The organism is Neobacillus drentensis, from assembly GCF_036966985.1.
Classification (GTDB): domain Bacteria; phylum Bacillota; class Bacilli; order Bacillales; family Cytobacillaceae; genus Neobacillus; species Neobacillus drentensis_E.
Genome location: NZ_JBALSN010000236.1, coordinates 1 through 10,432 on the forward strand (window position 1 = coordinate 1; position 10,432 = coordinate 10,432).

General features: G+C 43.1%; 10 protein-coding genes. 9 read left to right on the forward strand and 1 reads right to left on the reverse strand.

Features of this window, described 5'->3' with window-relative positions:
- The first annotated feature begins 114 nt into the window (after nucleotides 1-114).
- The 3 genes from V7659_RS15920 (at nucleotide 115) to V7659_RS15930 (ending at nucleotide 2,911) form a co-directional block, all read left to right on the forward strand.
- On the forward strand, nucleotides 115-300 hold the full coding sequence (locus V7659_RS15920; RefSeq protein WP_335540831.1) for a hypothetical protein: 186 nt from the start codon (nucleotides 115-117) through the stop codon (nucleotides 298-300).
- A gap of 199 nt (nucleotides 301-499) precedes the next feature.
- Nucleotides 500-1,075, forward strand: a complete 576-nt coding sequence (rpoE, locus tag V7659_RS15925; protein ID WP_335540832.1) for a DNA-directed RNA polymerase subunit delta — start codon at nucleotides 500-502, stop codon at nucleotides 1,073-1,075.
- Between the two features lie 240 nt (nucleotides 1,076-1,315).
- Nucleotides 1,316-2,911, forward strand: coding sequence for a CTP synthase (locus tag V7659_RS15930; RefSeq protein ID WP_335540833.1), 1,596 nt, complete (start codon nucleotides 1,316-1,318; stop codon nucleotides 2,909-2,911).
- Nucleotides 2,912-3,161: 250 nt separating this feature from the next.
- Here V7659_RS15930 and V7659_RS15935 read toward each other — a convergent pair whose 3' ends face one another.
- Complete coding sequence (locus V7659_RS15935) at nucleotides 3,162-3,683, reverse strand: DUF2529 domain-containing protein (protein WP_335540834.1); 522 nt, start codon at nucleotides 3,681-3,683, stop codon at nucleotides 3,162-3,164.
- A 170-nt stretch (nucleotides 3,684-3,853) separates the two neighbouring features.
- On the opposite strand from V7659_RS15935, the gene V7659_RS15940 reads away from it, so the two are divergent.
- The 6 genes from V7659_RS15940 to rho all read left to right on the forward strand — a co-directional run bounded on the left by V7659_RS15940 (nucleotide 3,854) and on the right by rho (nucleotide 10,251).
- The gene (locus tag V7659_RS15940; RefSeq protein WP_026568193.1) at nucleotides 3,854-4,225 is read left to right on the forward strand and encodes a response regulator; all 372 of its coding nucleotides are present in this window, start codon (nucleotides 3,854-3,856) and stop codon (nucleotides 4,223-4,225) included.
- Nucleotides 4,226-4,473: 248 nt separating this feature from the next.
- A complete protein-coding gene (locus tag V7659_RS15945) occupies nucleotides 4,474-5,331 on the forward strand; it encodes a class II fructose-bisphosphate aldolase (RefSeq protein WP_283876742.1) in 858 nt (285 codons plus the stop codon).
- A 141-nt stretch (nucleotides 5,332-5,472) separates the two neighbouring features.
- On the forward strand, nucleotides 5,473-6,123 hold the full coding sequence (fsa, locus tag V7659_RS15950; protein WP_283876741.1) for a fructose-6-phosphate aldolase: 651 nt from the start codon (nucleotides 5,473-5,475) through the stop codon (nucleotides 6,121-6,123).
- 182 nt (nucleotides 6,124-6,305) lie between these two features.
- Nucleotides 6,306-7,592 (forward strand): UDP-N-acetylglucosamine 1-carboxyvinyltransferase, encoded by a 1,287-nt coding sequence (locus V7659_RS15955; RefSeq protein WP_335540835.1) that lies wholly within the window; start codon nucleotides 6,306-6,308, stop codon nucleotides 7,590-7,592.
- A 126-nt stretch (nucleotides 7,593-7,718) separates the two neighbouring features.
- Nucleotides 7,719-8,681: a class II fructose-bisphosphatase gene (gene glpX / locus V7659_RS15960; protein WP_026568197.1), complete on the forward strand. Its 963-nt coding sequence runs from the start codon at nucleotides 7,719-7,721 to the stop codon at nucleotides 8,679-8,681.
- 304 nt (nucleotides 8,682-8,985) lie between these two features.
- Entirely contained in the window at nucleotides 8,986-10,251 is a 1,266-nt protein-coding gene (rho, locus tag V7659_RS15965; RefSeq protein ID WP_098571543.1) for a transcription termination factor Rho, read from the forward strand.
- The last annotated feature ends 181 nt before the right edge of the window (nucleotides 10,252-10,432 follow it).

The following is a 10,432-nucleotide window of genomic DNA, read 5'->3' on the forward strand; positions in this document are numbered from 1 at the left end:
TGCCTGACACCAATTTTTGTAATAAAACTTCTTTTATGAGATATTATTATTTGCGGTTATCTAATATAATCTATTTAGCGTACATACTTCGAGGGATTTGGGCAGGTGGAGCGAATGAAGTTTGGTTATATTTTACTCATTTTAATTGTGTTTGCCTGGCCATTAAATTATCTCTATCAACGTCAGTTGGGTGCAGTCTCATTCTTGCTGCTAGCAATCTTCTTTCTAGTGATTTCGCTGAAAGAGATGAAAAAGCAAAAGCAGGCAGAGAAAAATGATGGTAAAAAACCTCGTCCATAAAAATTCAGTGTCAAACAACTCACTAGCACTAGCATAAACCGGAAGAATTTGTTTATAATGAAGAATATGCAAAAATTGAGAGAAAAGCGGATGGTGCCTTGATCAGGCGCTGCAGCTAGACAGTTCTCATATTTTATTATTACGATAGTCCGTTATTCACTCATTTAAGAGTGTTAAATAGAGAAAGGAAGTGCCGATATTGAGTTTAGCACAATACTCAAAAGAGGAATTACAAGAGTTTTCCCTTATGGAAATGGCATATGAATACTTGAAAAATAGTAAGCAGCCGATTGCCTTTAATGAACTAGTAGAAGAAATCAAAAAAGCATCAGGAATCTCTGATGAGGAAGTTCGTACCAGACTTGCTCAATTTTATACCGACATTAACGTGGATGGCCGTTTCCTTTCATTAGGAAGTAACCGCTGGGGACTTCGTGTCTGGTATCCAGTCGATACAGCTGAAGAAGAAGTGGTTGCAGTCGTGAAACCGAAGAAGAAGAAGGCGAAGAAGGTTGTCGATGAAGACGATCTCGAAGATTTCGATGAAGTTGATGAGATTGAAGATGACTTTGATGACTTTGACGATGAAGACGATCTTCTTGATGATGAGGAAGATATTGATCTTGATGAAGATGATGATCTTGATCTTGACGACGATGATGATGCCATTGAAGATGATCTTGACATCGAATTGGATGAAGAAGACGATCTTGACGATGACCTTGAGGATGAAGAAGAAGAATTTGAGGATGAGGAAGAAGTCGAAGAAGATTAATCCACTTGACTTTTTTTCCACGCCCTTGTAATATCTTTTTTGGGCTCCTTAAAAAGAGGACGATACATTATTTACTTATAATACGCTCCCTACCACAAGTAGGCGGGCGTTTTTTATTGTTCAAAAAACTCATGTTTCACTGAGTTTTTTCATTTTTTACGGGCGTAAGGAAAATATTTTTTACAAAAACCCTTAAACAAACTGAATAATGTACAAACTGAATAAGAGGGGGAAATATTTATGACAAAATATATTTTTGTAACTGGTGGTGTGGTGTCATCACTAGGAAAAGGAATTACGGCAGCTTCATTAGGCCGTTTATTGAAAAATCGGGGCGTGAATGTAACCATTCAAAAATTCGACCCATACATTAACGTCGACCCGGGAACGATGAGTCCTTATCAGCACGGTGAAGTGTTCGTAACAGGAGATGGCGCTGAAACAGATTTGGACTTAGGCCACTATGAGCGTTTTATCGACATCAACTTAAACAAGTATTCAAACGTAACAACTGGAAAAATTTATTCAACGGTTTTACGTAAAGAGCGCCGCGGTGATTATTTAGGGGCAACTGTTCAGGTTATTCCGCATATCACCAATGAAATTAAGGAACGCTGCTTCCGTGCCGGGAAAGAAACAAATGCCGATGTCGTGATCACGGAAATCGGCGGAACGGTAGGGGACATTGAATCCCTTCCATTCCTCGAAGCGATTCGTCAAATCAAGAGCGATATCGGTTCCGAAAATGTAATGTACATTCACTGTACATTAATTCCGTATATCAAGGCAGCGGGCGAAATGAAAACAAAGCCGACCCAGCACAGCGTTAAAGAACTGCGCAGCCTTGGTATTCAGCCAAACATTATTGTTGTGCGTACGGAAATGCCGGTTTCACAGGACATGAAGGATAAAATTGCCTTGTTCTGTGACATTGACTCAAAGGCAGTTATTGAATGTATGGACGCAGACACGCTGTATTCGATTCCACTTGCCCTTCAAGAGCAAAACATGGATCAAATCGTGTGTGACCATTTGAAATTATCGGCGAAAGAAGCGGATATGACCGAGTGGAAGGCGCTCGTAGACCGCGTAACCCATCTTTCTAGCAAGACACGCATTGGTCTTGTCGGAAAATATGTGGAACTTCAAGATGCCTATATTTCTGTGGTTGAGGCAATGAAACATGCAGGCTATGCGTTTGATGCTGATGTGGAAATCAAATGGATTAATTCAGAAGATGTAACCCGTGAAAATGTAGCGGAACTTTTGGATGATGTGGATGGAGTCCTTGTTCCTGGCGGCTTTGGAGATCGCGGGATTGAAGGGAAAATTGAAGCGACTCGTTATGCTCGTGAGCAGAAGAAGCCGTTCCTTGGTATTTGTTTAGGAATGCAGCTAGCAACAATTGAATTTGCCCGAAATGTCCTTGGCTTGGAAGGGGCGCATTCCGCTGAGTTTGTACCGGAAACAGCCTATCCAATCATTGATTTACTCCCTGAACAGAAAGATGTGGAGGATTTGGGCGGCACCTTGCGTCTAGGTCTATATCCAGCTCGTATTGTTGAGGGTACGAAGGCGTTTGAAGCGTATGAGGATGAGGTTGTTTATGAGCGTCATCGTCATCGCTATGAATTTAACAATTATTTCCGTCAAGACATGGAAGCAGCAGGCTTTATTTTCTCAGGCACGAGCCCAGACGGCCGCTTAGTGGAAATTGTTGAGTTAAAGGACCATCCGTGGTTCGTAGCATCACAGTTCCATCCGGAGTTTGTCTCAAGACCAAATCGTCCACAGCCGTTGTTCCGTGACTTTATTAAAGCATCATTACAAAAATAAGTTAGTATTCAGGACCAGTTTTCTGGTCCTTTTTTTTGGTGTCAGACACTCAATTTTTCCATATATTGTCTAATTGTGCAAAACCACTCAAAATTTGTACAAAAGTACGGAAAACTTGTACAAAACCTTACGAAATTTGTACAAAAGGATCCCAAAATTGCACAAAAGCTTCTGAAAGCCGAACAATCCCAAGTTTACCCCCCCGGGAAATATTAAAGGGCAATAAAAAAACGGGTTCATACACCCGCTTTTACTCCTCATATTCTGCCAAAATCTCTTCAATGGTAAATTTCAAGCCGTAATAAACGAACAAAGCTGCCATCGAAGAAGGATATCCATAACGATTTCCCTCATCATCGGGGAGCAGTCCTTTGGTCAGCCGCAAATCAATCAGGAGATCGGCTAATTCCTGCAATTGTTCACCACCCGGAACAGCCGTCGCCACCGTGACAAATGGAATTCCTTTTTCGTGGAGCTGCTCGGCCACCTCTAGCGCTGCAGCATCACTTGAATATCGCGTGAACATCAACACACGATCGGAATCCGTTAATTCCTCCATCTCCTCTAATATCTTCACGCCCTTAAACGGTTCCGCCCCATCTAAAGCCTCAAACTCGACCGCTTTCATTTCCTTTGTGGTAAAAATATATATAGACCCATCACCGACGGGTGCCTGGGCAAGCAAACGTGCTCCGTCCTCAAACGAATATTCTTCCTTTTCCTCAAGCCGCTTAAACAAGCCGGTTAACTGGGTAGTAAACATTTTTAACATAAAAACCCTCCTTTTCACCCTTTTATTATAGGCAATTTTTCGATATTGCAAAAATAATAACAAAATCTAAGAAAATTTGCAGGAGATTATTTCCTAATAGAGAAATATAACAAGTGATAGATAAATGGGATAATAAAAAAGCATCAAGTAAACAAGGAAGAGGTGGAGTTATGAAAGAGAAAATTTTAATCGTTGATGATCAGTTTGGCATTAGAATTTTACTAAATGAAGTGTTTCAAAAAGAGGGGTATCAAACATATCAGGCAGCCAATGGGATTCAGGCCCTTGAAATTGTGACAAAACATGACCCCGACCTTGTCCTATTGGATATGAAAATCCCTGGAATGGATGGAATTGAAATTTTAAAACGAATGAAGGTAATCGACCCAGATATCCGCGTCATTATTATGACGGCTTATGGTGAACTTGATATGATTCAAGAAGCTAAGGATCTTGGTGCCATTACTCATTTTGCCAAGCCGTTTGATATCGATGATATTCGAGCAGCTGTCAGGAAACACATTCCCCAAAAAATGAATTAAATTTCATTTTTTGGCTTGAAATATAAAGAAAGTGCTTACAATAAAAATGGGCGCGCTTTCATTATGACAGTTTACAAAACTGCGTTTAATTAATGGCATTTCAACCCCTGGTTTGATATGATACATATGAACTTTTCACTGGTTGTTTATCTTTTTCAAGGAATACATAATCCGTAAAATTGAGGGAAAACCTTAATATGGAGAACCAAAATTGAAAAGATATCTGCCTAATTTAAGGAGGAATAGAAATGCCATTAGTTTCCATGAAAGAAATGCTCATTAAAGCCAAAGCTGAAGGCTATGCGGTTGGGCAATTTAACTTAAATAACTTAGAATTTACACAAGCGATTCTTCAAGCTGCTCAAGCTGAAAATTCACCTGTAATTCTTGGTGTTTCTGAAGGGGCAGCTCGTTATATGTCCGGCTTCAAAACAGTTGTAAAAATGGTTGAAGGCTTAATGGAAGATTTGAAAATTACCGTTCCTGTAGCAATTCACCTTGACCACGGTTCAAGCTTTGATAAGTGTAAAGAAGCGATTGATGCAGGTTTCACATCTGTTATGATCGATGCTTCCCACCACCCATTTGAAGAAAATATTGAAATTACTTCAAAAGTAGTTGAATATGCACATTCAAAAGGTGTGTCTGTTGAAGCGGAATTAGGAACTGTTGGCGGTCAGGAAGACGACGTTGTTGCTGATGGCGTTATCTACGCAGACCCTAAAGAATGTGAAGAGTTAGTAAAACGCACAGGCATCGACTGTCTTGCACCTGCTTTAGGTTCTGTTCATGGTCCTTACAAAGGTGAACCAAACCTTGGTTTTGCTGAAATGGAAGAAATCGGAAATATTACTGGCCTTCCATTAGTCCTTCACGGCGGAACTGGTATCCCATTAAAAGATATCCAAAAATCTGTTTCCCTTGGAACAGCGAAAATCAACGTTAACACTGAAAACCAAATCGCATCTGCAAAAGCAGTACGTGAAACATTAGCTGCATTAACGGAAGAATATGATCCACGTAAATATTTAGGACCAGCTCGCGAAGCAATCAAAACAACAGTTATTGGCAAAATCCGCGAATTCGGTTCTTCAGGTAAAGCTTAATCGAACAATGGCAAATGTCTAGCCACATTTCATATTTGTTCTAGAATATGATAAAATGTAAACCGTCCTCGTACTTTTAGGACGGTTTCAGTCTGTAAAAAGAAATTTGAATATTTAGTCGAAAAAATGGAGGGATTAACTATGAAATTCTTTATTGATACAGCTAATTTAGACGAGATCCGCGAAGCCCATGACCTTGGATTACTAGCAGGTGTAACTACTAATCCATCATTAGTTGCTAGAGAAAAAGGTGTTTCTTTTCACGACCGCTTAAGAGAAATTACTGCCCTAGTACCTGGTTCTGTTAGTGCAGAAGTTATTGCACTTGATGCAGAAGGCATGATTAGAGAAGGCAGAGAGCTTGCAGCGATCGCTCCGAATATTACCGTAAAAGTTCCGATGACTCCAGATGGGTTAAAAGCAACGCATGCTTTTTCACAAGAAGGAATCAAAACTAACGTAACCCTCATTTTTAGTGCGAACCAGGCCTTACTTGCGGCAAGAGCTGGGGCAACCTATGTTTCTCCATTCCTAGGCAGATTAGATGATATCGGCCAAAACGGTTTAGACCTAATTTCAACTATTTCAGACATCTTCAACGTGCATGGCATTGAATCAGAAATCATTGCAGCATCCATTCGTAATCCAATTCACGTCACAGAAGCAGCGTTACGTGGCGCTCATATTGCAACCATTCCATACAAAGTATTAATGGGATTATTCCATCACCCATTAACAGATAAAGGGATTGAAGGCTTCTTAAAAGATTGGAATTCCCGTACAGAAGCATAATTATTCCCATTTCGTGTAAATTTTTTTAATTGCCATACATGAAAATAAAAATTTGGTGTAAACTAAAGGATAGACAAGTTGTCGGATTTTGACTTTTAATGATGGAAAAATATACCTAGAGCCTCATTTCGTAATAAGCGGATTGTACCGTTTGACTTACAGGGCTTAGAAGGGAGTCGAATATGGAAAAACTTAAAATTGCGGGTGGCTATCCGTTAAAGGGAACGGTTCGGATCAGCGGGGCGAAAAATAGTGCTGTTGCGTTAATTCCTGCAACCATTTTAGCGGAATCACCAGTGACAATTGAGGGATTGCCGGACATTTCAGACGTTGAAATCTTGAAGGACCTCCTTGAAGAAATCGGCGGTAACGTTCAGCTTTCTGATAACGAGATGACGGTTGACCCATCGACCATGATTTCCATGCCCCTGCCAAACGGGAAAGTAAAAAAGCTCCGTGCTTCTTATTACTTAATGGGTGCTATGCTCGGCCGTTTTAAAAAGGCGGTCATTGGCCTGCCTGGCGGATGCTATTTAGGTCCAAGACCGATTGATCAGCATATCAAAGGCTTCGAAGCACTTGGGGCTCAAATTACCAATGAACAAGGTGCGATTTATTTACGGGCGGACGAGCTTCGCGGCGCACGTATTTACCTTGATGTGGTCAGTGTGGGTGCAACGATTAATATCATGCTGGCAGCAGTTCGCGCCAAAGGGCGGACAGTCATTGAAAATGCGGCGAAAGAGCCGGAAATCATTGATGTGGCGACATTGTTAACAAGTATGGGTGCAAAGATTAAAGGGGCTGGAACGGATGTCATTCGTATCGATGGTGTGGAAGCGCTTCACGGTTGCCGCCATACGATTATTCCAGACCGGATTGAAGCGGGCACGTATATGATTTTGGGTGCCGCGGTTGGTGAAGGCGTACTTATCGACAACGTCATCCCGCAGCATTTAGAATCATTGATTGCTAAATTACGTGAAATGGGTGTCCGTGTTGAATCTGGCGATGACCAAGTGTTTGTGGATGGATCGTCGAAGTTGAAGGCCGTTGATATCAAGACACTCGTCTATCCAGGATTTCCGACCGATCTTCAGCAGCCATTTACCACCCTTTTGACGAGAGCGACCGGCTCAAGTGTAGTAACAGACACGATTTACGGTGCCCGTTTCAAACATATTGATGAACTGCGTAGAATGAACGCCAACATTAAAGTCGAAGGTCGTTCTGCCATTATTAATGGCCCGGTGCAATTGCAGGGAGCGAAAGTGAAGGCAAGTGACCTCAGGGCAGGCGCCGCACTGTTCATTGCCGGTCTGATGGCGGAAGGAATTACCGAAGTAACCGGCCTCGAGCACATTGACCGCGGGTACAGCGACCTCGTCGGAAAACTAAATGGCCTTGGTGCCACAGTTTGGCGGGAAGCGTTAACTAAAGAAGAAGTCGAACAGATGAAAAATACTTAGAAAAGCGGAAGCGCCCCGTTTAGCGGCGTATGGCATGCAGCTAGACACATAGATAAAGCTTAGGCGTTGACCATAAGCTACTGAAGTTGAAAAGACAGCTAAAGAGACTTAAGGGAGATGGAGACGATGGAAAGAAGTTTAACGATGGAGCTTGTCCGTGTCACGGAAGCCGCTGCACTTGCTTCAGCCCGCTGGATGGGCCGTGGGAAAAAAGATGAGGCCGACGGTGCAGCTACCTCGGCGATGCGCGATGTGTTTGACACCGTGCCCATGAAGGGAACTGTGGTAATCGGTGAAGGGGAAATGGATGAAGCACCGATGCTTTATATTGGCGAAAAACTGGGGACAGGCTATGGTCCGCGTGTTGACGTTGCCGTAGACCCACTCGAGGGAACCAATATTTTAGCATCAGGCGGCTGGAATGCCTTAGCGGTTCTGGCGGTTGCCGATCACGGAAATCTTCTCCATGCTCCCGATATGTATATGGAAAAAATCGCAGTTGGCCCAGAAGCGGTCGGCCATATCGATATCAATGCGTCTGTTCTTGATAACCTTAAAGCTGTTGCGAAAGCGAAAAATAAAGATATTGAAGACGTTGTGGCGACGGTCTTAAATCGCCCGCGTCATGAGCATATCATTGCCCAGCTTCGTGAGGCTGGCGCACGGATCAAGTTGATTAATGATGGAGACGTCGCAGGTGCGATTAATACCGCCTTTGATAATACCGGCGTTGATATTCTCTTTGGTTCTGGTGGTGCCCCTGAAGGCGTTCTTTCAGCGGTGGCGTTAAAATGTCTGGGCGGCGAAATCATTGGAAAATTGCTGCCGCAAAGTGATGCGGAGCTAGAGCGCTGCATCAAAATGGGCCTCGATGTCAATCGTGTCCTCCGGATGGAAGACCTGGTAAAAGGCGATGACGCCATTTTTGCTGCAACAGGGGTCACAGACGGCGAATTACTGCGCGGTGTTCAATTCAAAGGCTCATACGGCTCAACACATTCGATCGTCATGCGTGCCAAATCAGGCACCGTCCGCTTCGTCGAGGGCCGTCACAGCTTAAAGAAAAAACCAAACCTAGTGATTAAATAAACGGTGCCGAAAGTAAGGGTGCCTGACACCAATTTGGTGTCAGGCACCCTTCATGGCATTGTCACTTAAATTAAAAAACTCCTATTCACTCCATTAGGAATTTGGAATAACTCCGACAAGAAGAAATTTCCAATGAATCTAAATAGAAAAATAAGTTGATTAATTTTTTGCATAGAGGGTACAATAGTAATTGTTTTATTATGCATGTTATCTGCAATTCTATTCATTTCATTTCTACTTCTATCATTATTCCTCAACTCTCTTAACAACATCTGATTGAAAAAAATAAAAGTGTGGTGCACAAATGGAATTAACAATTTCAAGTTTAGAAAATATGAAGCTGAAGGAACTTTATGAGCTTGCACGCGAATATAAAGTGACCTACTACAGCAAATTAACGAAAAAAGAATTAATTTTTGCCATCCTGAAATCCCGCGCGGAACAGCAAGGATACTTTTTCATGGAAGGCGTCTTAGAAATTATCCAGTCAGAGGGATTTGGATTCCTACGACCAATCAATTACTCGCCAAGCTCAGAAGATATCTACATTTCTGCATCGCAAATCCGCCGCTTCGACCTTCGTAATGGGGATAAAGTTTCCGGTAAGGTACGACCTCCAAAAGAAAATGAGCGTTATTATGGACTATTGCACGTAGAAGCTGTCAACGGAGAAGACCCGGAATCGGCGAAGGAACGGGTATACTTCCCAGGCTTGACACCGCTTTATCCTAACCGCCAGATGAAATTGGAGACCACTCCAAAATATCTTTCGACAAGGATTATGGATGTCATCGCACCAGTTGGTTTTGGGCAGCGTGGGTTGATCGTTGCACCTCCTAAGGCCGGTAAAACGATGCTGTTAAAAGAAATCGCCAACAGTATTACCACGAACCATCCGGAAGTTGAATTAATTATGCTGTTGATTGACGAACGTCCAGAGGAAGTAACCGACATTGAGCGTTCGGTTGCAGGTGACGTTGTTAGTTCGACGTTTGATGAAGTGCCGGAAAACCATATTAAAGTGGCGGAACTTGTGCTCGACCGCGCGATGCGTTTAGTCGAACATAAGCGTGACGTGGTCATCCTGATGGATAGTATTACGCGTCTTGCTCGTGCCTATAACTTAGTGATTCCGCCAAGCGGCCGGACACTTTCCGGGGGGATTGACCCGGCAGCTTTCCACCGTCCGAAGCGTTTCTTCGGGGCTGCCCGTAATATCGAAGAGGGCGGCAGTTTAACGATTCTGGCGACAGCGCTTGTCGATACCGGTTCACGGATGGATGACGTGATTTATGAGGAATTTAAAGGGACAGGTAATATGGAACTGCATCTCGATCGTTCGCTTGCAGAGCGCCGTATTTTCCCTGCGCTTGATATTCGCCGCTCTGGTACTCGTAAGGAAGAGCTTCTTATTCCGAAGGATCATTTGGATAAATTATGGGCGATCCGAAAATCAATGTCCGATTCACCCGATTTTGCGGAGCGTTTCTTGAAAAAATTACGCCAGACAAAGTCGAATGAAGAGTTCTTTGCCCAATTAGGAGAAGAGCTGAAATCGAGACGGTCGTAGCCTACTTGAGGGGGTACTGGAAACAAGCCGGACCTGGTCAACTTAGTAAGGGACAAGCCTGGTAGAGGGGCTTGGATAGGTTCCTTTTTCAAAGGCAATGTTAGTTAGTTTGCACCCCTGTTGGTTGGAGCGGAAGGCACGAAGACTCCTGCGGGAGGACGGGGCAGGGGAGACCCCGCAG

What these genes read in the sequence shown, in the direction of transcription:
- V7659_RS15920 (WP_335540831.1), top strand. Translation starts at nt 115, where the DNA reads ATGAAGTTTGGTTATATTTTACTCATTTTAATTGTGTTTGCCTGGCCA.
- V7659_RS15930 (WP_335540833.1), top strand. Translation starts at nt 1,316, where the DNA reads ATGACAAAATATATTTTTGTAACTGGTGGTGTGGTGTCATCACTAGGA.
- V7659_RS15935 (WP_335540834.1), bottom strand. Translation starts at nt 3,683, where the DNA reads ATGTTAAAAATGTTTACTACCCAGTTAACCGGCTTGTTTAAGCGGCTT.
- V7659_RS15940 (WP_026568193.1), top strand. Translation starts at nt 3,854, where the DNA reads ATGAAAGAGAAAATTTTAATCGTTGATGATCAGTTTGGCATTAGAATT.
- V7659_RS15945 (WP_283876742.1), top strand. Translation starts at nt 4,474, where the DNA reads ATGCCATTAGTTTCCATGAAAGAAATGCTCATTAAAGCCAAAGCTGAA.
- fsa (WP_283876741.1), top strand. Translation starts at nt 5,473, where the DNA reads ATGAAATTCTTTATTGATACAGCTAATTTAGACGAGATCCGCGAAGCC.
- V7659_RS15955 (WP_335540835.1), top strand. Translation starts at nt 6,306, where the DNA reads ATGGAAAAACTTAAAATTGCGGGTGGCTATCCGTTAAAGGGAACGGTT.
- glpX (WP_026568197.1), top strand. Translation starts at nt 7,719, where the DNA reads ATGGAAAGAAGTTTAACGATGGAGCTTGTCCGTGTCACGGAAGCCGCT.
- rho (WP_098571543.1), top strand. Translation starts at nt 8,986, where the DNA reads ATGGAATTAACAATTTCAAGTTTAGAAAATATGAAGCTGAAGGAACTT.